This is a genomic window from Pseudomonas sp. NPDC098747, from assembly GCF_044760045.1.
Classification (GTDB): Bacteria; Pseudomonadota; Gammaproteobacteria; order Pseudomonadales; family Pseudomonadaceae; genus Aquipseudomonas.
Window position 1 is genome coordinate 24,305 of the sequence record NZ_JBIWAL010000047.1, and the last position, 21,586, is coordinate 45,890.

Here is a 21,586-nt window from a genome sequence, read left to right on the forward strand (position 1 = left end):
TTGCTCTAGCAGCGCGGGATCGTGGTCGAGTCCAGCGTCTCCTGAGCGTTCAGTGCGGTGGCCGTTGCACCACGCCGTTGCAACAAATCGATTTGATCCGCTGGCACCAAGGTGCGCAAAGTCTTGTACAGCACGCGGGTTTCCAGCAGGTTCCACACCCGCAGCATGGTTTCCAGCGCATCCAGTGGTTTACTGATGAAATCCTTGGCTCCCAGGGCCAGGGCGCGCAGGCGAGTCTCGCGGGTGGCGTCGGCGGTCAGTACGAGGATCGGCAGGTATTCACCGTTCGGAATGCGGCGGTTGAGTTGTTCCAATACCGCAAACCCGTCGAACTCTGGCATGTGCAGGTCGAGAATCACCAGGTCCGGCTCAAAGCTGTTGAACAGGTCCAGGGTTCTCAGCGGCTGCGTGCTGCTCAGAACGTTGGTCAGCCCTTCGCGTGCAAGCAGTTGCTCCACCAGTTCGAGATTGGGCCGTTGGTCGTCGATGATCAGAATACGCAGGTCGGTGTTCACACAGGCTCCGGAAAGTATTGGTCCAGGTGGGCGAGAAACGAAGGAATTTGAATCGGTTTGCTCAGCACGGCCGTCGCCCCCGCTTCGTGCAAGGCCAGGCGGGTGGGTTCGCTGGCGTCCGCGGTAATCATCAGTACCGGTGTTGTGCGGGTGATTGCGGACTGGCGCAACCGATACAGCACAGCAAGTCCATCGATGTCCGGCAAGGACACATCCAGCAGAATCAGCTTTGGGGCGTGCTGCGCGGCCAGATCCAGCCCCAATTGCCCTTGCATGCTTGAGAGCAGTTTTATTCCGGGGCGACGTTGTAGCAAGGTTTCGATCAGCGCCAGGCTCGAGAGGTTGTCTTCGATACACAACAACTTGCCCTTGATTTCAGAAACGGCGAGGGCAGGGGGCTGCGACTGGTTGTCGATGACGGCTGCGGCGACAGGGGGGCGGGGCTCCTGCAAACGCACAATCGGCAGCTCCAGCGTGAATCGCGAGCCGGTGCCCGGTTGGCTTTGCACGGTCAGGCTGCCCTTCATCATTTCCAGCAGGCTTTTGCTCAATGCCAGACCGAGGCCGCTGCCTTCCACGTTCGGGTCGGTGCCCAGGCGCTCGAACGGCTTGAACAGTTGACCCAAGCGATCAGCCGCGATGCCCTTGCCGGTATCGCAGACCGACACGGCGATGCATTGCCGCTCGACCTTGACCTCAATGCTCACCTGACCTTGCGGCAGGTTGTACTTGATGGCGTTGGACAGCAGGTTCAGCAGCACTTGGGTCAGGCGCTGTCGATCAGCGACGACTCCAATGTCAGCCGCCAGCGTTGGCAATGGCGCGAGCCGAATGCCAGCCTCGGCGGCCATCGGTGACACCAGCGACAGGGCTTCTTGCAGCGCGACGGCCAAGGGGATCGACTCGATGTTCAGCGGCAGCCGTCCTGCTTCGATCTTGGCGATGTCGAGCACTTCGTTAATCAACCTCAGCAGGTGCTGGCCGGCACGCAGGATGTGCCCGATCTGCGTCTTTTGGCTTGGCGGCGAGTCCATGTCCAGCAACTGCGCAAAGCCCAGGATCGAGTTGAGCGGGGTGCGCAGTTCGTGGCTCATTCGCGACAGAAACTCGCTTTTGGCGCGGCTGGCGCGTTCGGCTTCCTCGCGGGCCGTGCGCAATTCAATCTCGGCCGCACGGCGGTCGGTGATGTCACGCGTGATCTTCGAGAAACCGCGCAGGGCGCCGGTACTGTCGTACTGCGCGGTGATCACCACGCTGGCCCAGAAGCGCGTGCCATCCTGACGGCAGCGCCAGCCTTCCTCCATGTAATGCCCGTCGCGGGTGGCCTCGTTGAGCGCCATGGCTGGATGTTGTGGGCATTCCTGTGGCAAGTAGAACACCGAGAAATGCTGGCCGATGATTTCCTGTTCGGTGTAACCCTTGATCCGCTCGGCGCCCACGTTCCAGCTGGTGACGTAGCCTGCCGTGTCGAGGGCAAAAATCCCGTAGTCCTTTACGCCATCGATGATCAGCCGCAAGCGTTCTTCATTGTCCCGCAACGCACGTTCGCGCTCCGCCAGCAGCAACCCGGCCTCCACCAGACGCGTGCCTAACTGACCAATCTCATCGTTTTCCGGCGGCTGCGGTAGCAGCGGTTGACCGAGGGCCAGGCGTTGCGCATTACGTTGGACGTTCTGCACCCGCGCGACGATGCCCTTGGACAAAAACAGCACCGCGACGATTGCACCAAACAGCCCGCAGATGGCGGCCAGCCAAGTGGACAGTAGCAACCGCTGGCGAGTCTCGGACGCCGCAGCCGTGCGTTCGGCCAGCAACGAGTCCTCGAGGATTAGCATGGTGCTGATGTGCTGACGCAACTCGTCGAGGATGTGTTTGTTGTTGATCAGGATGGTATTGATCGATTCAGGCTCAGCGTGGCGGTCCTTGAGCATTTCCTCCAGACCATCGATCTTGCTTTCAATCAGCGGCGTGATGCTGGTGAGTTGTTCGCGCACCCGTTTATCGCGAACGTTGATATCGAGCCTGCGCAGGGCCGATTCGATCAAGGGCTGGGCAGTCAGGTACCCCGGCAAGAAATCCTCACGGCGTGTCAGCAGGTAACCGCGCACACTGGCGGCCGCTTCGGCGAGCAGCGTGTGCACCGCCTGAATGTCGCCCTGCACCTGTAACACCCGGCGCACGTCCTCTTCAGCGCGAGCGGTCTGACGTTCGGTGATGTAGATCAGAATCAGCGACAACAAGAGCACCACCAGCGGCAGGGAAATCACCACCAGGGCCTTACCCCGCAGCGGCAGGTCAGCCCAGCGTCTCGCGTAAAACACCCTCATGATTGAGTCACCAGGCCCAACGCGATACCGCGGACCGCTGCCTGGGTTCGATCAGCCGCGCCGAGTTTGCCGATGACCCGTTCAACATGAGCTTTTGCCGTGCCAGTGGTAATCCCCAGCTGCTCACCAATCGCACGGTTGCTCATGCCGTTTGCTACCAACCCAAGTACCTGACGCTCGCGTGGCGTCAGGTTCTCAGTGGGTGGGGCACCGCTGGTATTGCGCTCGGTCATGCGCCGCAGCAGGCGGGCGCTGACTGCGCTGTTGAGCGCTTCTTCACCGGCGGCAACCCGCTGCAAGGCATCGATCACTTCATCACGGCTGGCATCTTTGAGCAGGTAGCCAACGGCGCCGGCATTCATCGCCGCTTCCAGATGATCGGGGCTGTCGTCCATGGTGAACATCACCACTTTCAAGGACGGCATCCGTTGTTGCAGCAAACGTGCTGCACCCAGGCCATTGAGCACCGGCATTCGAATGTCGAGGATGACGATGTCAGGCAAAAGCGCTTCACACATGTCCACCGCTTGCTGGCCATCACGGGCCTGGCCGACCACTTCGAATTGCGGATGACCTGCCAGCAGGGCGACGAAACCGGTACGCGTGACTTCATGATCGTCCGCCAGCACCAAACGCAAGACGTGGGTCATTGAGCTGTTCCATTCAGGTAGGCAGGCACGCAGGCCAGTAATTGGGTGCCGCCGTTGATTGCGCTGACGCAGGTCAGGCGACCGCCCAGCAGGCTGGCGCGCTCCTGCATAGTGGCGAGGCCCAGATGCTGAGCGTCCTGTGTGTCGAGCTTTTGTTCGAGGGCAAAACCTCTACCGTTGTCGTCGACCCGCAGCGAGACCCGATCTTCGTGCTGCTCCAGCGTCAGTTGGACCTGAGTGGCCTGCGCATGCTTGAGGATATTATTGATCGCTTCCTGAGCGATCCTGAACAAAGATATTTCCACCTGGCTGGGCAACCGTGCTTCGCAACGGGCCATCCACTGCACGTTGATGCCGGCCTCGCGCAGGCGATCGGCCTCCTTATCGAGCGCCCTCAGCAGGCCGAAATCATCCAGCACTGTCGGACGCAAACCAGCGATCAGTTGTCGGCCTTCACCCACGCAATGCTGGGCCAGCTTCAAAATCGCCTGCAAATCCACGTCTAACGTCTCCGGAAGCGTCGGGCAACGGCCGGCAAAACCTTGCAGGCGCTGGTGCAACCCGGCGAGGGTCTGGGCCAAGCCGTCGTGCAAGTCGTAGGCCACGCGTTTGCGTTCGTCTTCCTGTGCGCGAAGCAGCCGATTGACCAGATCCGAGAGGGTTCGATCACGCGCCATGAGCGTCGTCAGCAAGCGATCGTTTTCAAGGTGCGCCGCCAGTAGCGTGGCGAGCAGTTGCAGGGATTCGCTGTCGTCATTGTCCGGCGCACGCAAGCTGACACTGTTGGCCAGGACCAGGGCGCCGAAGGCATTGCCATCGGCGCCACGCAACGGCACCCGCAATACACTGGGCAGGGCTTGCCCGGCAAACTCCTGCCAGCACGGCGTGCGCTGGGTGCGGTCGATGACAGCGGCCAGTCTGCTCAGTCGATCAGCCTGGCCGTGCCGAGCGGTGGTGCTGATGCGCCCCTCGGCGTCCCATTCCAGCAGTACGCCGTGGTCCATCGCAAGAAAGGCGCAGGCTCGTGCCAACACGCGTTCGCGCATGGCGTCAGGCGTTAACCTGCTCAACTCCTGGCCGGTATCGACCAACAGCCGCAGGCGTGCCGCGCGACTCTCGGATTGTCGATAGTGAGCACGGATGGCCCAGGCACTAGCGGGGTCGTGGGGCGGGTTTTGCATGCTTCGGCTCCGGCGTTGTAACAGGCCTGCGGGCGCAAGGGACGCTATTAAACCTTGGCAACCGTGTTGGGCGCCATCTGCCAAATGGCATAGCTAAATGACTCTGGTTGGCCGATGTCGGCGAGTGGGTGGATTGGCAAAGTGATCTCAACGACCAACACTGGAGTCTCGCAATGAAGATCAATACTCTGTCCATCGCCCTGATAATGGCCTTGAGCGCGCCGTTTGTTCAGGCTGCCGAAACGGCACCCTATGTCTACCGCGACGTGGCTCAAGCGCCTGCCAACGTGAAGGACCGGGATATTGCCGGTTTGTTTGACCGTTGGAATAGCGCCTTGCAGACAGGTAACGTTCAATCGGTAGTCGATCTGTATGCGCCGGACGCGGTGTTGCAGCCAACAGTGTCCAACCAGGTGCGCAGCACACCGGCGCAGATCAAGGACTACTTCGATCACTTCCTGGCGCTCAAACCGGTGGGTCAAATCAACTATCGGGAAATCCGCCAACTGGGCAGCAACGTGGCGATGGACAGCGGCGTCTATACCTTCACCCTGACCGAGGCGACCGGTAAGGTTCGTCACGTCCAGGCGCGCTACACCTTCGTTTACGAAAAGGTCGAAGGTCAGTGGAAGATCCTCAATCACCACTCTTCGGCGATGCCCGAAGTGCAGGTGAAACACGCCATGCAGTAATGGCTTGATTAAAAATGTCCACGTCCCTTGCGGATGTGGACATTTTTGTCATTCACGCCAGTTGGAAGGGCAATACCCACCCGGTCAACGTTAATTGGAGTTCTAGCGACTACCGCTTATCCAAGTAGATGGTTGCAGAGGTTCCCACCGAAACGGACGACTCCAGAACCAGGCGCCAGCCAAACCTTTCGCAAATGCGCTGGGTAAGAAACAACCCCAGCCCTGAACCGCCCGGCCGTGTCCCGGATTGTCTCAATGACTCCGTAAAGCGATAAGCGATCTGAGTGGTATCGAAACCTGAGCCTGAGTCACGAATCGATAGCATGCCATCCACAACGGATACGTGTATTTCGCCTTCGTGAGTGTGCTCCGCTGCGTTTCTGAGCAAATTGCCGGCGGCGATACGAACCATCGACTCGGGGGCTCTCAGCGTCGTCGGCTCCATGAGGCCTAATACGAACCGCACCGGTTTCCCGGCAAGCAAATAAGAATGGTCCTGCACCAGCTCCGGGAGAAGCGCATGCAGAATCGTGACTTGTTTACGCTCCTCGGGGCCGGGCTCGCGGGAAAGGTATAGCAACGCGTCCATGATCTGAGTGAGTGTTTCGACCGCTTCCTCTATGCGATGAAGCGGGCGCATAGCCCGTGGCGGCAGTTGCAGGGCAGTCATTACATCGGCAGCGCCGGCGATAATTGCCAGCGGCGTGCGGAACTCGTGGCTCGCTTGATCAAGCAAACTTCGCTCGCGCTCGACTGCAAGTTCTACTCGTTCAAGATGCTCATTTGCCTCCTGCGCAATTGTATTCAACTCACTGTTACGGTAAGCAGTGGGCAAGCGTTGCGACGGTTTTAACGGGGCTAGCGCACGCATCCGTTGTGCCAGATCTTTAACGGGGCGACTCAAGTTCAGATAAAGCCACCATATCAACAGACAGATAATCAAGAAGTTGAAAATCAGAAACAGGACGCTGAGTTGAACGCTTCTGTTTTGTTCATCTTCGAGTTCGGTCATATCGATCGCCATAATCAATCGACCTTGGGGCAGGGACGTCACCAATGCCTGGTAGCTGCGCGGGCGAGTGGTGTCACCTGGCGCGTCGGCAAAAGGCCCCCATCGCGGAGTGAGAATGGACATGACGCCCGCATATGAGGAAGGGTCCTGGATGCCGTCCAGCTCACTTTCCTTGTAATACCCAGGCGTCAGGTTTGCTAAAAAAGCGGGCATGTCTGTAGGCAGAGAGCCTTCGGTAGTCAGCAGCCAGCCTTTGACGGTGCCTTTGGTGGGCAGCGTGTCGCCGAGATCAGCTCTAGAGGAGTGGAGGGCGCTCTCAGTACTCGACTCCAGTACCTGCTGCCAGATCGGATGATCGACCAATCCCTGACTCAGTTTGCCCAGAACCAACAACGCGAGTGTCAGCATCAGCCCGAACATCGCGAAGCAGACGTTGAGCAACCACTGCATGCTGCGCAAGCGCCGAAGCAGGGTCATACAGCGTTCCCGCCCAAGCGGTACCCTGTGCCGGGAATTGTATGCAGGAGCTTTTCTTCTCCATCCTGATCAACAGCCCTTCGAAGCAAGTGCATGTATGAACGGAGCAGGTCTCCCTGGGGCACGTCCTCTCCCCAGATAAGGCCTTCGATGCGATCACGCCGCAAATTCTCGGAGACTCAAGCATCAGTAACTCCAGAACGTTTCTCAAAGTCCCGGACAGGCTTATTTTACGGCTGCCTCGGGCTACCTGGAGGCTGTCGAGGTCGTAGCTCAAGTCACAGACGCGTATCGTGCGGTCGGCACGCGCACTTGCTTGCGCACGACTCACCAGAACACGCAGCCTGATCTCCAGTTCTGGCAGTGCAACAGGCTTGACTAAATAGTCGTCGGCACCCGTTTCAAATCCCAAGAGCTTGCCTTCGAGTTGATCCTTCGCCGTGAGCATAATGATGGGCGTTACGCAGCCATGCTCCTCGCGCAGTTTACGCAATACGCTCATGCCATCCATTCTCGGCAGCATCCAGTCCAGGATGATTGCGTCGTAGCGATTCCGGATAGCCAGATTCAATCCTGAATGGCCATCGGGCGCTGCATCCGGGATGTGACCGCAGGCTTCCAGGTAATCAAATATATTAGCTGCCAGCGAGTGATTGTCCTCGATGATAAGGACCTGAAGAGATACCGGTTTGCTCAGGCTAACGTTCATTTGACAGGTCTTTCCAAAGCAGAAAAATCATCTGGGCAATCCGAATCGTGCAGGCTTATCAATTTGAATCTCATGCCGGTAACAGCCAGAAAATAAACGTCAGCGCAGCGGCTATTGCGCCGAGAATAGCGCTTAGCAGGAGAAAATTGATACTCCACTTGATTGCGTTGTTTCAGGCTGGAGTTGTGCGGGATTTGTTCATCGTAAAGCCAGAGTACTGAAGGGTTTCAAGAGTGGCGGCGCTCGCACCATGACCAAACATCGAGTCAGGTTTGGACTGCCCGTAAATGAAGAAACCAAATCGTACTGCTGGGGTGTCGCAGGAATGTCGTGTCGGGGTGTTGGCAGCGAACGTTCCAGACGTGATGTCGCCCACAGCTGGCAAGCCTGTCGGGCGATCTGCAAACAACAGCTGATCAGAAGCCTCTTGAAATGCCGAACATGACTGATCCCGCGCCACTGGTGTCATCTTCCAGAAGAGGGCTGTCGGTGATGTCACCCGGCAGGAATTTATATTGAACAGAACTCACGAATCGCCAGTTGTCACCGATTGGATGGACGTACGTCAGGCCTAACTCAGGGATGGTGGATGCACCTGGCTTGTAGTCAACGACACCGCGAGCAACCTCGTCTTTCAAGGTGCCGTAGTAGTAGTTCGCTGAATCTTTGGAAAGATGGCTGACGGCGATGGTCGGTTCAAGACTGCCGCGACCAATCGAAAATTCGTAGCCGTACCTGGCCGACAACTCATAGCCTTCGCTTGCACCGCTAACGTCTGACTTTGCCGTCAATTGCAACTTGCCTGCCGCACCACGTAATGATGCAGAAAGGCCCATGTCCACGCCGCTATCACGATCTTCGAGCAGATCCCTGTTGATACCGTTGCGAGCCAGTTCCTTGCGCCCGAAATCCTTGGCATCAATACCATCGGTGCGAAGCGACGCGATGACGTTCAGTTCAAAACTTTCATCGTGCATCAAGTGGGCGCCAGCGGTGAGGCCGCGTACGAAAAATCGCTCGCCTTCATAATTAATTAACGGCAAAGGCGTGATTTTCGTTCCTTCACCGGCGTAGGGACTTTCCGATATCCCTACGCCCAGCCCCAGGGCCAAACCAGAGGAATCTGCCGGTGATCCCGTTTGCGCGATGGCGAGGGCTGGCAAGGTGAGCAAGCAGGCTAAAACTGAGCAGGATTTAATCATCATATAAAGCCAAGGTGCTGATCGGTTCAAGAACGGGGCAGCCAACGCGGCGAGACAATGTGTCAGCCCGAGCCTGTCTCCCCAAGGTTTGAAGCGTCTTAAGCGTACGTTTGGCATGTCGTGAGAATGTCGTTGTTCAACTTCGCTGAAGCCAGAGAAAACCCCGCTGAGTGATATCTGACGATCAGGCCCTTTTGGCCAGTCGCAGTGATCGCCGATATCAAGTGCATCCAGATCGACGACATTCTTGCGACACCGTGGCGGTAGGTTCCTATTGCCCACAAAAATCAGGCACGAGTAAGCCCTGATCAGAAGTGCCGGCACTTATTACCGAACATCACTTCTTGCCTAGAACCCATTCCTGCCATGACAACAAACACTTATCCGCCTGATTCCGGTAAACCGCGTGCCGAGCGCCAACGCAACAAAGCGGTCGTAGCCTTAGTGGCTTTTGCGGTCCTTGTTGTCGGGGCTGTTTGCTTACAAGTGCTTTCTCTTCAGAACAGCGAGCCTGTTGAGCCAATGGTTGTTGCCTCGACGGCAATGACCGTCACTGAGTCATCTGCACGAATAATTGAATGGCCAGTCCACCTGAATGCTTCGGGTGCGATCGCACCGTGGCAGGAGGCTGTAATCGGCGGGCAGGTCAGCGGGGTGCGATTAACCGAGTTGCTCGTTGGTCCGGGTGATGTCGTGCGTCGGGGGCAAGTGCTGGCTCGTTTCGAAACGGAAGCCTTGCGTGCCGAGGTTGCGCAATTGCACGCCGCTGTCCGACAGGCAAAAGCGCAGGCTGCACAGGCAATTGCCAACCGCGATCGCGCACTAAAGCTCAAAGAAATGGGGGCCATGAGTGCGCAGGACATATCGCAGTCGGTGACCGAGGCCGAAACCGCGTCAGCGCAGGTTGAATCCAGTCAAGCGCAACTGGCGTCCGGGATGTTACAGGTCAAGTACGCGACGGTCGTTTCCCCTGATGACGGCGTTATCAGTGCGCGCAGTGCAACGATTGGCGCGGTGGGCGCGGTCGGCGAGGAACTGTTTCGCCTGATCCGCCACAACCGGCTTGAGTGGCGAGGCGAATTGACCGCCGCGCAGTTAGGGCAAACGGCTGCCGGCCAGAACATCACGCTGGCGCTGCCAGATGGTCTGGTCGCCCAAGCCATGATCAGACAAATGGCCCCCGCACTCGAATCGCAAACACGCCTCGCAACGGTGTACGCGGACATCACACCGGGCAGCACGGCGCGCGCAGGCATGTATGCACAAGGGCGTATAGAGGTCACCCAGCAAAATGCGCTAGTCGTTCCCGCCAGCAGCGTCATTATCCGGGATGGTCATAGCCATGTTTTCACGCTTGATGCGCAGCAAGATATCGCGAGGGCGTCTCTTGTGCCGGTGAAAGTCGGCCGTCGCCAGACTCACAACGTCGAGATTCTGGAAGGGCTCAGCGAGGGGGATCGCGTTCTGGTGCAGGGCGCCGGTTTCGTTAACGATGGCGATAGCGTCAGGGTTGTCCAGACACCACCCGTTGTGACGCCTGCCACGGTTGTCACGCAGAGGTCTTTGAGATGAACCTGGCTACCTGGTCGATACGCAATCCGATCCCCTCGATCCTGTTGTTTGTACTGCTGACTTTGGCTGGCCTATGGGGTCTGTGGAAGTTACCTGTTCAAGACATGCCTGACGTTGATATGCCGGTGGTTCGAATAGCGCTTTCACAACCAGGCGCAGCGCCTGCCCAACTCGAGACCGAAGTCGCGCGCAAGATCGAGGATTCGCTGGCAACGCTGGACAGGATCAAACACATAAGAACCCTGATCACTGAAAGCAGCGTGAACATCGCGGTGGAGTTCGAGCTGGGCAAGCCTCTGTCCGACGCGTTGATGGAATCCAAAGATGCTGTAGATCGAGTGCGCTCAGACTTGCCTGACGATCTTCTGGAGCCTGAGGTAAGCGCTGTTCGTGCCAGCAGTGAGGCCATACAAACCTACGCCATCGCCATGCCAACCATGAACGAAGAAGCGCTTTCCTGGTTCGTGGATGACGTCGTTGCCAAGACCGTATTAGGGGTCAAGGGCGTCGGTCGTTTCGAACGCATCGGAGGCGTGACGCGGGAGGTCCGGGTGAGCCTGGATCCGGCGCTTCTGATCGCCCACGCGGCCACTGTCAGTGAGGTCTCACTGGCACTCGGCAATGTTCAGCAGCAAAGCTCCGGTGGGCGCGCCAAACTCGGAGGCGGCGAACAAGCGGTGCGGACGATCTCATTGGCTGGCCACGCTGGCGAACTGTCCGCCTTGCCGATTGCCCTGGCGGACGGACGATCAGTGCGGCTCGATCAGTTGGCAACGGTAACGGACACGATCGCTGAACGCAGCCAGATTGCACTGTTGGACGGCAAGCCCGTTGTAGGCTTCCGGATCTATCCCTCCAAGGGCCAGGACGTCACCCGGATTGCGACCGGTGTAAACGCAGCGCTGGCCGAAATGCAGGAGAAGCGGCCGGGTATGCAGGCCACCTTGGTGACCAACAGCGTTGATTACACCCAAGAGCAATTTGATGGTTCGCTGTTCATGCTGTACGAGGGCGCATTGCTGGCTGTGTTAGTGGTCTGGTTGTTCCTGCGGGACTGGCGAGCGATGTTGGTAGCCGCCTCGGCCTTGCCGCTGTCGATTCTCCCGACGTTCGCGGCCATGGCGTGGTTCGGTTTCTCGCTCAATACGGTGAGTTTGCTGGCACTGGCGGTGATAGTCGGCATTCTGGTCGATGACGCAATCGTGGAGGTTGAGAATATCGAACGTCATGCACGCATGGGCAAAACCATGCGGCAGGCGACGGCTGATGCCGTTACGGAGATTGCGCTGGCGGTGATCGCGACCACGATGGCGCTGGTCGTGGTTTTTCTGCCCACCGCTATGATGGCGGGAGTCCCGGGCCTGTTTTTCAGAGAGTTCGGCTGGACCGCTGTGGTGGCAGTACTGGCGTCGCTGCTGGTGGCGCGACTGATAACGCCGATGATGGCGGTGCACTTTTTGAAGCCTCATCTTCATTCGGGCGGTGCACCAGAGCCCGCGGATGGTCGCGTGATGCGCAGCTATCTGCATTTGGCGCGCTGGTGTCTGATGCATCGCAAGTCAACGCTGGTCATGACGTTCGGGTTCATGGCCGGATCGTTGTCCCTCATACCGTATCTACCCACCGGCTTGATGCCGGCCTCGGATCGTGGCTACACGACGGTCAGTATCGAGTTGCCTCCTGGCAGTGCATTGCAGGACACGCTCACAGCGGCCGAAGCTGCTCGTGCCCAATTGGCCATGTTGCCCGGTGTACAACAAGTTCTGTCAACTGTGGGTGCTGGGCAGGGTGACAGCGATAACCTGCAAGGTGGTGACGTACGCCGAGGCGCATTGGATGTGACGTTAATGCCGCGTGCAGAGCGGGGCGATCAAACGTCGATTGAGAACACCATACGCGCTGCATTACAGAAGGTACCGGGCGCTCGTTTCACCGTGGGTAGCGGCAACATTGGCGAACAGATGTCGATCATTTTGACCAGTGATGATGCCGTCGCACTTGAAGCCACGGCAAAAGCGCTGGAATCAGAACTGCGAGGTGTACGCGACCTGTTTAACGTCAGCTCAACGGCAAGCCTTGAGCGACCGGAAATTACAGTCAGGCCTGATCTGGTGAGGGCGGCGGAGCAGGGCGTCAGCACCGCTGCGATAGGGGAGACGGTACGAATCGCTACCGCAGGCGATACAGACTCTCGACTTGCACGGCTCAATCTTGATAACCGACAGGTGTATATCCGCACACGCCTGCCAGATATTGTTCAGCAAGACGTCGAATCTTTAAGCCATCTTCGCGTGCGAGGCCGGGATGGGCTCGTGCCGCTGGGCAGTGTTGCGCACTTCGATGTTGGTAGCGGCCCCGCACAGATTGAACGCTACGATCGGCGCCGCTACGTCACGATCAGCGCTGAACTGGGTGGAGCGCCTCTGGGCCAGGCGCTGGCGGATACGTTGGCGTTGCCGACCGCGCGTGCCATGCCATCCAGCGTGCAGATAGTTCAGGCTGATGATGCTGAACTGATGGAAGAACTGGGGTCAGGCTTTGGATTGGCCAGCCTTATCGGTGTCGTGTGCGTGTACTGCGTTCTGGTACTGCTCTTCAAGGATTTTCTGCACCCGGTCACTATTCTTTCCGCCATTCCTCTGTCACTGGGCGGTGCTTTTGTTGGCCTGTTGGTCGCGGGGAGTGAGTTGAGTATCCCGTCAATGATCGGGCTGATCATGCTGATGGGGATCGTGACCAAGAACTCGATTTTGCTTGTCGAGTACACGATTGTGACGATGCGTGAACAAGGTCTGCGCCTGAATGACGCGTTGCTTGACGCATGCCACAAGCGTGCACGACCGATTGTGATGACAACCATCGCAATGATTGCCGGGATGCTGCCGATTGGGTTGGGAATGGGTGCCGATGCGAGCTTTCGCCAACCCATGGCGGTGGCAGTAATTGGTGGCTTGATTACGTCCACCGCGCTGAGTTTGCTTGTCGTCCCAGTGGTGTTTTCTTATATGGACGGGGTGCAAGGGCGGATACGCAGGTTGCTCGCGTTTAACGCACCGGCCCTCGATTCAACGGCTCGCGCCGGCGCGTAACTCACCCACATGTAAGCCGCGCCGACCAGTTCAATCACGCGCACCGTAAAGGACAAGCGGCGTTGAAAAAAATACAAATGCGAATACGTATCAAATACTCGCAATGTAATATATTATTTCCCGCGAATTATTGGCACGTATGCCGTCCCATTTGGCTATTTAATCAAGGCTTCCTCGATGCGTCGTACTCTGATTTCTATCTGTGTGCTTCAGGCGTTTTCCGCTTCCTCCTGGGCGGAGCAGGCGACATCCGGTACAACCATTCTGGAGTTGCAGGCGACCGACATCGTCGGTACATCGGAGTACGAAGCGGCCCAAGGGCCGGTGAAGGGCTACCGAGCCACGCGTTCTGCCAGCGCGACGCGAACCGACACGTCGATACATGAAACGCCGCAGTCAGTCAGCGTGGTGACCAAAGATGTGGTCGAAGATATCGGGGCTACTCGCCTTCAGGACGCGCTTGATTACGCCGGCGGGGTAGGGCGGGCCAATAACTTCGGAGGCCAGGGACTGACAACTTTCACGGTGCGTGGATTTACCACCGGGGAGTTCTATCGCAACGGTTTCCCGATCAACCGTGGTTACCCGAACATGCCAGATGCGAACACCATCGAGCGTCTGGAAGTACTGCGAGGCCCCGCGACTACTCTCTATGGCCGTGGTGATCCTGGTGGCACGTTCAATGTGGTCTCCAAACAGCCTTTGCCGGAGCGCACCGTGACACTGGGTAGCCAACTCGATGATCAGGGTATGAAGCGTGGCACGCTGGATGCTTCCGGCCCGCTCGACGAAGAGGGCCGCCTGGCCTATCGCTTGAACGTGGTGGGTGAGGGCGGTGATACCTTCCGTGATCATGTTGAAACCGAACGCTACGGTGTGACGCCGGTTATTTCCTGGCAGGCCAACGACGATACCAAGGTGATCTTCGAGGGCGATTTCATGCGCAATAATCACCCGCTGGATCGTGGCGTCACGCGCTATCCGACGCAGATTGGCACCGCCTCTCGCGATACCTTCTTTGGCGAAAAAAGCGTTGGCAAATTGCACAACGACAACAACATGGCGCAGCTGCGTTTCGAACATCTGCTAAGCGACAACTGGACATTGGGCGGTGGTTTCCAATGGCTCGATGGCACCTTGCAGGGCAATGCCGTTGAAGCGAATGGCATCGCTGCCGACGGGCGCACGTTGGGGCGCAACTTCAACTATCGCAAACTGGAGTGGACGGACAAGGACACTCAACTGAACCTCACCGGACATTTCTCCACCGGTGGCTTCGATCACACGCTGTTGACCGGAATCGAGTACGAGGATTACGACTACAAGTCCATCATCCAGCGTTCCAGTGGAGCGGTAAGCGCCTACCCGATTGATATCTTCAATCCGGTATATGGTCAACCTCGTCCCGCCCTGACCCGCACGCCGACCCACGACAAAGAAAATCTCAAGACCTACGCCGCCTTCGTCCAGGACCAAGTGGCACTGACTGAGCGCCTGAAGGTTTTGGCGGGTGCCCGTTTCGAGCGTTTCGAACATGACTATGAAACCTATGTGCCGGGGGGCAAAAACTGGGAGGCCAGCGACAATGCGGTGACCCCGCGTCTCGGATTACTTTATGACCTTACCGATACCGTCGCGGTGTATGCCAACACCGCTCGCTCATTCAAACCCAATACGGGAGCGAGTCGGCAGGGCGGCGGTTTTGAGCCGGAAAAGGGTAAGTCTTATGAGATGGGGATCAAATGGGAAGCACTGGATCGCCAGTTGAGTGTTGACGCGGCGATCTACCAGATTGAGAAACAAAACGTCCTCACCACTGATCCCGTGGACTCTACTTTCAGCGTGGCGGCTGGCGAAGTGCGCAGCCGTGGTTTTGATCTGAACGTGGCAGGCAACGTAACCCCAGAGTGGCGGGTGATTGGCGGCTATGCCTATGTGGACGCCGAAGTCACCAAGGACAATGTCATCCAGTCGGGCACACGACTGATGAACATTCCCAAGAACAGCTTCAGCCTGCTCAATATTTACGAATTCCAGGATGGCAATCTGAAAGGCTTGGGTTTGGGCGTAGGCGGTAAGTACGTCGACGAACGTGCTGGCCAGACGGCTAACACGGCGTTTTCGATGGGCAGTTACACCGTCGTCGATTTGCTCAGCTTCTACAAGATCAACGACAAGATCAGGCTGAATCTTGATGTGAAGAATGTCTTCGACCGGGACTATGAAGAAGGCGCCTTTGGCAATGTCTACGCTTACCCTGGTGAGCCGAGAACAGTTCAAGTCGGTGTTTCTTACACCCTGTAGACGGCCCGGTTAATCTGGTGTGAATTCAAAAGGCCCTTCCAGGGCGTAATGCTGTTCACTTAGAGATGACACTGTACCTGTGGCGAGGGGATTCATCCCCGTTGGGTTGCGCAGCAGCCCCATATCCAGCAAACGCGCTGTTTCAGGTGTACCGCATTCGGAGGTTTTGGGGCTGCGGCGCAACCCAACGGGGCGGTGCGACGTTTCGCTGAATCCCCTCGCCACAGGTACAGCGTCAGCCTTAAGTGAACAGCATTACTTTCAGGGCCTTTTTTGTATGAGCCCAGCGGGCGCAATCTTGTTAGTGGATTTTCGTGCAGCGTCCAATCCCATAGCGGCACAAATGCCACGTCGATCAAACTCGGTTTACTGCATCGACACGGACAGGTTTTAGCAGTGCATCAACTGTGATTACTTGCCGAAACAAGGGCTGACTCAGGCTTCTTGGCGCGGGTCAGTTGATAAGCAATTGCCAGCCACACGAACCATCCGGGCATGACCATCAGGGCGATACGAGTGTCAGGCCGCAACCCTAGCAGGCAAAGCACAAAGCCCAGGAAGGCCAGGGACAACCAAGCCATCGGAACGCCGCCAGGCATCTTGAAAGCAGATTGCGCATGTAACTCAGGCCGCTTTTTACGGTAGGCAATGTAAGACGCAAGGATGGTTGACCAAGTGAAGATCACCAAGATCGCTGACACCGTCGAGACGATGGTGAACGCTGTCATGACTTCCGGAACGATGAACAATACCAGCACGCCAATCAGCATCAGAAATGTGGTGAACGCCAGGCTGAGAAGAGGCACGCTGTTGCTCGACAATCGTCGGAAAATCCTCGGTGCGTTGTCGTTGCTGGCCAGTCCAAATAGCATGCGGCTTGAAGAAAAAACGCCACTATTGGCTGATGAGGCGGCGGATGTCAGCACCACAAAGTTGACGATGCCGGCAGCGGCTGGAAATCCTGCAACCAGAAACAATTCCACAAAAGGGCTCTTGGTCGGCGAAACCTGATGCCAGGAAGTCACGGCAATAATGCAGATCAGTGCCAGTACGTAGAACAAGATAATTCGAAGCGGAATAGAGTTGATTGCTTTAGGCAGCGTTTTATCGGGGGAGCGGGTTTCCGCTGCTGCTGTGCCGATTAACTCGGTGCCGGCAAACGAGAAGATCGCCATCTGAAAACCGGCGAAGAAGCCAAATAAACCATTAGGAAAAGCAGCCTGTTTATCCACCAGATGATTCAGAGATGCGGTGACACCGCTTGGTGAGACAAAGGAAGTGGCAATCAGCACCAGGCTGACGCCAATCAGAGTAACGACGGCGATTATCTTGATGATCGCGAACCAGAACTCCACCTCACCGAAAAGCCTGACCGTCAGGACATTTAGAGCGAACAGTGTCGCCAGCATGCCAATCGCCGGAATCCACGCAGGGACATCGGGAAACCAATACTGAAAAAAACCGCCCACCACGACAGCATCGCCTATGACTGCAACACTCCAACTCAGCCAGTACGACCAGCCAAGAAAGAATGCCGCACGCGGGCCCAGGTAGGCGCCGGCGAAATCCGCAAAGGTTTTAAAGTTCAAGTTGGAAAGCAGCATTTCCCCCATGGCACGCATGACGAAAAAAACGAACAGACCAATGATCATATAGATGAGGATGATCGAGGTGCCGGACAGGGCGATGATCTTCCCGGAGCCCATGAAAAGGCCGGTACCGATGGCACCACCCATGGCCATTAATTGAATGTGACGATTACTGAGGGTGCGCTGTAGCGCGGGCTGTTCAACCAGCCCCGACGGATTCGATTTCATTTCAAAACCTCTTGATTTTATGTTTTTGAGTTTTGGCAGAAAGTAGGTGTCTAGCGTTCTTGTTAGAGATGCGGCGGCTAATAACGGTCGCGTTTTTGGGTGTTGTTGACGGTGAATGTGCCGCTTGGGGGCGATGTCCTACCGATCAACTGGCTGTGCGCAGATGCGATGGTTTTGCCGGTTGTTGATCCAGCAATTGATAGAGGTTTTTGATGTTGGTCGGCGTCGGTACCAGATGGATGCGCTTACCGATTTCCTGTTCCTGAGCCAAGTCGTTCAGGTAGCGCAGCGACGAAAAGTCCTCTAAGGCAAAGCCCACCGAATCGAAGACCGTGACCTGCGTATCGTTCTCGCGTCCGGGAACTTCGCCTGACACTATTCGGAAAAATTCGACGACGGGAGAGTCGGCTTCCAACTGTTGGATATCGCCTTCAATTCGTGTTTGCGCTTCGAACTCCACGATGACCCGTGCGTTGCGCAGGATGTCCGCGTGCAGTTCGGTTTTACCCGGGCAGTCACCGCCGACAGCATTGATATGCATGCCGGGCTCGATCATCTCGGGGGTCAAAATTGTTGCGTAAGCTTTGTCGGCGGTGACTGTGGTGACGATATGCGCACCCTTGACCGCCTCTTTCACAGAGCTGGCGAGAATCACTTCGATCTCAGGGAATGCAGCGAGGTTGTGCTTCAACTTGAGTGAAGCGTCGCGATCAATATCGAAGATTCGGATTTCATTGATGCCCAACATTTCATGAAAAGCCAAGACCTGGAATTCACTCTGGGCACCATTGCCGATGATTGCCATCGAGGTGGCATCTCGGCGCGCCAAGGATTGCGCCACCAGTGCGGAGGTCGCAGCGGTGCGCACTGCAGTCGTCAATGTCAGCTCGCTAAGCAGGGTTGGATACCCACTGTGCACATCAGCAAGGAGACCGAAGGCCATGACCGTCAGCAAATCCCTCTGACCATTGTCCGGGTGGCCGTTCACGTATTTGAACGAATACTGCTGGCCATCGTCGGTGGGCATCAACTCGATCACACCGTCTGCGGAATGATTGGCAGTGCGTGGCGACTTGTCGAAGTCGGCCCAACGCGAATAATCCGCCTTGATGTAAGCCGCCATTTCGCGGATGGCCCGGCGTATTCCGACCTTGGTAAACAGGCGTGCGGCATCGTCGACATCGATAAAAAGTGTCATGTTGTTATTCTCCGATTCTTTAATTGAAAGGCTGTAAAGCAAGGGATTGCTCAGGCGCGTTTGCTTTCGAAACCGTGAAGCACGTTGACCGCATTGATCCCGATTTCATCAACCATGTAGCCGCCTTCCATCACGAACAGGGTGGGGCAACCAACACTCGCAATCAGCTCACCGATGCCGATGAAGTCTTCACTTTCCAGAAGGAAGTGGCTGATGGGATCGTCCTTGAACGTGTCGACGCCCAACGAGATCGCCAGTACTTCAGGTGCGAACTGCTGGAGTTTTTTGCACGCGTGGAGCAGGGCGTTGCGGTAACTTTCCCAAGTGGTGTTTTTAGGGAGCGGATAGTTGAGGTTGTAACCTTCGCCCTGGCCAGCGCCGACTTCGTGGCTGAAACCTGAGTAGTACGGATAGGACACAGTGGGTTCGCCATGTAGCGACACAAACATGACGTCGCTGCGCTCGTAAAAAATGTTCTGGGTACCATTGCCGTGATGGAAGTCGACATCCAGTACCGCAACACGTTTGGCACCTTGAGTAATGGCTTGTTGCGCAGCAATGGCCGCGTTATTGAGATAGCAGTAACCCCCCATGTACTCACGCGCCGCGTGATGACCGGGCGGACGACACAGGGCAAAGGCACTGTCGTGACCTTCATTGATCAATGCCAAGCCTGTGAGAGCGATATCGGCGCTGGTTTTCACCGCTTGCCAGGTAGTCGCGGTAATTGGCGAGCCGGCATCCATGGCGTAGAAGCCCAGCTTACCGTCGATGAAACTCGGCACTTGCTCATTGGACAGGTCACGCACTGGCCACACCAGCGGCAAGGCATCGTGGGTACGTCCTGTTGCGCGCCATTGTGTCCAGGCGCTTTCCAGAAAACTGACGTAGCGCTCGCTGTGCGCATTGACGTAGCACGACCGATCAAACGCGCGCGGTTCGATGATCTGTCCAAGGCCAACCTGCTTGACGCGGCTATGAACGGTATCGGCCCGACTGGGCTGTTCAAACGACGGCTTGAGTACGCCGTCTTTCAATTCGGTGCCGTGGTGCAAGCGGTGGGAATCACTGAAAACTGTAAACATTCTGCGCATCCGTTAATGTGGGCCAGTGCAAATATTCTGTTCCGGCATGGATGCGCTTTCTTTGCTTTGTTTTCGTGATTTACTGAATTAATCGGGCGTTTTTACTCAGGAACGACGCAATGCAGAAAAAATTATCCAAACGCATCAGTCTTGACGACACTGACTTGGCGATACTTCAGTTGCTGCAGGAAGATGCGAGCATCTCCAACGCAGAGCTCAGTGAACGCTTGTCGTTAAGCCTGACGCCTTGCTGGCGGCGGCGCAAAAGAATGGAGGAGGCGGGCGTTATCAAGGGTTATCAGGCGAACCTTGATCGACGAATGCTGGGGCTGGATATCATGGCGTTCGTGCACATCCGTTTTTCCACTCACGCCGATCACGCTCCTGATGCGTTCGAGGCGGTAATAGCGCAATTGCCCGAGGTGTTGTCCTGCCACAAGATCACCGGCGATGCCGATTACGTTCTTCAGGTGTTGGCAGAGGATCTTGATAGCTACAGTGACTTTATCGAACAGGTGCTCAGGCGTCAGGTGGGTATTGCATCCATTCAGTCGAGTCTGGCGTTACGCGAGGTCAAAACCAGTAGCCGTATTGCGATACCCCAATCGAGCAAAAACCGTACATCAATCGAATGAGAACAATGAATCGTCAGCTGTTCGTCTCTATGGATGGGCCCAAGGGGACCGGTAAAACCACACTGTTGGAGGCCGTGACGAAAGTACTGAGGGCAGATAATAAAAAGGTGATCCGACTTTGCGAGAAAAAAAGCGATCCCTACAGGGGTGAAACAATGGCCCTCGTTAACCAACTCGTCAGAAGTCCCACCCGGGATTTGGAGTTGGCGGTATGTGAGCGCTTGGCTGATAGCCGTGCCTGGATTTCCGGGCACGTGTTGGCTAAACAGCCAGCCGACAGCATCATCTTGATCGATCGCTGGTACCCATCTGATGCCGCGTTTCGACAAACAGTCCCGTTTGCCGACATTCTCCAACTGAACATGGATCGAGGCGTACGAGTGCCAGACCTGCATGTCGGCGTCGTCACCAGCCCGGAAATTTCATGGGCAAGGGCAGCGACACGTTCGCGAGGACTGGGCGGCACTGTGATCCAGAAATACGCAGAGCACGTTGCGTGCACCGCGTCGTTCGAAAAAGCGATCACCGATCATGGCTGGGTTCTATGCCGGAATGAAGGAACGATTGGAGATGCGACGCTGCAGGTGGTTTCTGAGATCTATGAGGTGCTTGGGATGTAGAAGTGGTACCAGCACACCGAACTAAAAATAAAAAAATCAGTACCCTCTCAACGTAATGTATCTTAAGAGTTTTTTGACAATTTCAGACTTTATCTTCCAGTGCAAATCTTTAGTCGGTAAAAAATAGATTGGCTGACTGCCCAAAAATTAATCTTTTTATAGCGATTGGTTATAGCTGCTTTCGCGGGAAGCACTAAGCTGCCACTGGGCTATTCCACTTTGCGCCTCGGCGCTCACAAGAGACCAAAATAGACCCATCTTTTCTTACGACGCCTTGCGCTAAGGAGGATGGGCTTATGCCAAAAGCAAAGTCTAGAACGCATAGTTTTACTAATCGCGGAAAGCATTTTGGCAACATCTGGGCCTTTCAACGCACTCCCTCGTACATATTGAGCCAGCCTTCAGTTGTAGTGGTCAACTAATCCCGGACACGACGTTAAGTTTTTCTTCGGCCCGAGCTGGCGCCAGCCCACCGTTAAATTGATGGGGTCGAACCCAGTT

The 21,586-nt window shown here is 56.5% G+C and carries 16 protein-coding genes and 1 pseudogene; 6 read left to right on the forward strand and 11 right to left on the reverse strand.

Annotated features, from left to right (window positions below):
* Positions 1 to 5: 5 nt before the first annotated feature.
* From ACIQVE_RS22865 to ACIQVE_RS22880, 4 genes are read right to left on the reverse strand one after another with little or no spacing between them, the layout of a single operon-like run.
* The gene (locus tag ACIQVE_RS22865) at positions 6 to 515 is read right to left on the reverse strand and encodes a response regulator (RefSeq protein ID WP_402812534.1); all 510 of its coding nucleotides are present in this window, start codon (positions 513 to 515) and stop codon (positions 6 to 8) included.
* Positions 512 to 2,842, reverse strand: coding sequence for an ATP-binding protein (locus ACIQVE_RS22870; protein WP_402812536.1), 2,331 nt, complete (start codon positions 2,840 to 2,842; stop codon positions 512 to 514). The genes ACIQVE_RS22865 and ACIQVE_RS22870 overlap by 4 nt, the downstream gene beginning before the upstream one ends.
* Positions 2,839 to 3,492, reverse strand: a complete 654-nt coding sequence (locus tag ACIQVE_RS22875; RefSeq protein ID WP_402812539.1) for a response regulator — start codon at positions 3,490 to 3,492, stop codon at positions 2,839 to 2,841. The genes ACIQVE_RS22870 and ACIQVE_RS22875 overlap by 4 nt, the downstream gene beginning before the upstream one ends.
* Positions 3,489 to 4,673 (reverse strand): sensor histidine kinase, encoded by a 1,185-nt coding sequence (locus tag ACIQVE_RS22880; RefSeq protein ID WP_402812542.1) that lies wholly within the window; start codon positions 4,671 to 4,673, stop codon positions 3,489 to 3,491. The genes ACIQVE_RS22875 and ACIQVE_RS22880 overlap by 4 nt, the downstream gene beginning before the upstream one ends.
* Before the next feature lie 173 nt (positions 4,674 to 4,846).
* Here ACIQVE_RS22880 and ACIQVE_RS22885 point away from each other — a divergent pair, with 173 nt between their 5' ends.
* Positions 4,847 to 5,365: an SgcJ/EcaC family oxidoreductase gene (locus ACIQVE_RS22885; RefSeq protein ID WP_402812545.1), complete on the forward strand. Its 519-nt coding sequence runs from the start codon at positions 4,847 to 4,849 to the stop codon at positions 5,363 to 5,365.
* 109 nt (positions 5,366 to 5,474) lie between these two features.
* Here ACIQVE_RS22885 and ACIQVE_RS22890 read toward each other — a convergent pair whose 3' ends face one another.
* From ACIQVE_RS22890 to ACIQVE_RS22905, 4 genes and pseudogenes are all read right to left on the reverse strand, one after another.
* Positions 5,475 to 6,854, reverse strand: coding sequence for a sensor histidine kinase (locus ACIQVE_RS22890; protein WP_402812548.1), 1,380 nt, complete (start codon positions 6,852 to 6,854; stop codon positions 5,475 to 5,477).
* On the reverse strand, positions 6,851 to 6,979 hold the full coding sequence (locus ACIQVE_RS22895; RefSeq protein WP_402812576.1) for a hypothetical protein: 129 nt from the start codon (positions 6,977 to 6,979) through the stop codon (positions 6,851 to 6,853). The genes ACIQVE_RS22890 and ACIQVE_RS22895 overlap by 4 nt, the downstream gene beginning before the upstream one ends.
* 278 nt (positions 6,980 to 7,257) lie before the next feature.
* Positions 7,258 to 7,563 (reverse strand): annotated as a pseudogene (locus ACIQVE_RS22900) (response regulator); the annotation flags it as partial.
* 416 nt (positions 7,564 to 7,979) lie between these two features.
* Positions 7,980 to 9,089, reverse strand: a complete 1,110-nt coding sequence (locus tag ACIQVE_RS22905) for a MipA/OmpV family protein (protein WP_402812551.1) — start codon at positions 9,087 to 9,089, stop codon at positions 7,980 to 7,982.
* 42 nt (positions 9,090 to 9,131) lie between these two features.
* On the opposite strand from ACIQVE_RS22905, the gene ACIQVE_RS22910 reads away from it, so the two are divergent.
* The 3 genes from ACIQVE_RS22910 to ACIQVE_RS22920 all read left to right on the forward strand — a co-directional run bounded on the left by ACIQVE_RS22910 (position 9,132) and on the right by ACIQVE_RS22920 (position 15,730).
* Positions 9,132 to 10,337 (forward strand): efflux RND transporter periplasmic adaptor subunit, encoded by a 1,206-nt coding sequence (locus ACIQVE_RS22910; RefSeq protein ID WP_402812554.1) that lies wholly within the window; start codon positions 9,132 to 9,134, stop codon positions 10,335 to 10,337.
* Positions 10,334 to 13,426 carry an efflux RND transporter permease subunit gene (locus ACIQVE_RS22915; RefSeq protein WP_402812557.1) on the forward strand — a complete coding sequence of 1,031 codons (3,093 nt, stop codon included), beginning with the start codon at positions 10,334 to 10,336 and terminating at the stop codon, positions 13,424 to 13,426. Before ACIQVE_RS22910 ends, ACIQVE_RS22915 begins: the two co-directional genes overlap by 4 nt.
* A gap of 177 nt (positions 13,427 to 13,603) precedes the next feature.
* Positions 13,604 to 15,730, forward strand: a complete 2,127-nt coding sequence (locus tag ACIQVE_RS22920) for a TonB-dependent siderophore receptor (RefSeq protein ID WP_402812559.1) — start codon at positions 13,604 to 13,606, stop codon at positions 15,728 to 15,730.
* 401 nt (positions 15,731 to 16,131) lie between these two features.
* Here ACIQVE_RS22920 and ACIQVE_RS22925 read toward each other — a convergent pair whose 3' ends face one another.
* The 3 genes from ACIQVE_RS22925 to ACIQVE_RS22935 form a co-directional block, all read right to left on the reverse strand.
* Entirely contained in the window at positions 16,132 to 17,547 is a 1,416-nt protein-coding gene (locus ACIQVE_RS22925; protein WP_402812562.1) for an amino acid permease, read from the reverse strand.
* A gap of 145 nt (positions 17,548 to 17,692) precedes the next feature.
* Entirely contained in the window at positions 17,693 to 18,745 is a 1,053-nt protein-coding gene (locus tag ACIQVE_RS22930) for an ornithine cyclodeaminase (protein WP_402812565.1), read from the reverse strand.
* A gap of 50 nt (positions 18,746 to 18,795) precedes the next feature.
* Positions 18,796 to 19,830: a histone deacetylase family protein gene (locus ACIQVE_RS22935; protein ID WP_402812568.1), complete on the reverse strand. Its 1,035-nt coding sequence runs from the start codon at positions 19,828 to 19,830 to the stop codon at positions 18,796 to 18,798.
* Positions 19,831 to 19,949: 119 nt separating this feature from the next.
* Between ACIQVE_RS22935 and ACIQVE_RS22940 the strand changes: the two genes are divergently transcribed.
* Positions 19,950 to 20,465 carry an Lrp/AsnC family transcriptional regulator gene (locus ACIQVE_RS22940; RefSeq protein ID WP_402812570.1) on the forward strand — a complete coding sequence of 172 codons (516 nt, stop codon included), beginning with the start codon at positions 19,950 to 19,952 and terminating at the stop codon, positions 20,463 to 20,465.
* Positions 20,466 to 20,470: 5 nt separating this feature from the next.
* Positions 20,471 to 21,085, forward strand: coding sequence for a dTMP kinase (locus ACIQVE_RS22945; protein ID WP_402812573.1), 615 nt, complete (start codon positions 20,471 to 20,473; stop codon positions 21,083 to 21,085).
* Positions 21,086 to 21,586: the final 501 nt, after the last annotated feature.

Bases quoted from the DNA above. Each gene is read 5' to 3' on its own strand.
- ACIQVE_RS22870 (WP_402812536.1), bottom strand. From the start codon at position 2,842: ATGAGGGTGTTTTACGCGAGACGCTGGGCTGACCTGCCGCTGCGGGGT.
- ACIQVE_RS22875 (WP_402812539.1), bottom strand. From the start codon at position 3,492: ATGACCCACGTCTTGCGTTTGGTGCTGGCGGACGATCATGAAGTCACG.
- ACIQVE_RS22880 (WP_402812542.1), bottom strand. From the start codon at position 4,673: ATGCAAAACCCGCCCCACGACCCCGCTAGTGCCTGGGCCATCCGTGCT.
- ACIQVE_RS22885 (WP_402812545.1), top strand. From the start codon at position 4,847: ATGAAGATCAATACTCTGTCCATCGCCCTGATAATGGCCTTGAGCGCG.
- ACIQVE_RS22890 (WP_402812548.1), bottom strand. From the start codon at position 6,854: ATGACCCTGCTTCGGCGCTTGCGCAGCATGCAGTGGTTGCTCAACGTC.
- ACIQVE_RS22910 (WP_402812554.1), top strand. From the start codon at position 9,132: ATGACAACAAACACTTATCCGCCTGATTCCGGTAAACCGCGTGCCGAG.
- ACIQVE_RS22915 (WP_402812557.1), top strand. From the start codon at position 10,334: ATGAACCTGGCTACCTGGTCGATACGCAATCCGATCCCCTCGATCCTG.
- ACIQVE_RS22920 (WP_402812559.1), top strand. From the start codon at position 13,604: ATGCGTCGTACTCTGATTTCTATCTGTGTGCTTCAGGCGTTTTCCGCT.
- ACIQVE_RS22925 (WP_402812562.1), bottom strand. From the start codon at position 17,547: ATGAAATCGAATCCGTCGGGGCTGGTTGAACAGCCCGCGCTACAGCGC.
- ACIQVE_RS22930 (WP_402812565.1), bottom strand. From the start codon at position 18,745: ATGACACTTTTTATCGATGTCGACGATGCCGCACGCCTGTTTACCAAG.
- ACIQVE_RS22935 (WP_402812568.1), bottom strand. From the start codon at position 19,830: ATGTTTACAGTTTTCAGTGATTCCCACCGCTTGCACCACGGCACCGAA.
- ACIQVE_RS22940 (WP_402812570.1), top strand. From the start codon at position 19,950: ATGCAGAAAAAATTATCCAAACGCATCAGTCTTGACGACACTGACTTG.
- ACIQVE_RS22945 (WP_402812573.1), top strand. From the start codon at position 20,471: ATGAATCGTCAGCTGTTCGTCTCTATGGATGGGCCCAAGGGGACCGGT.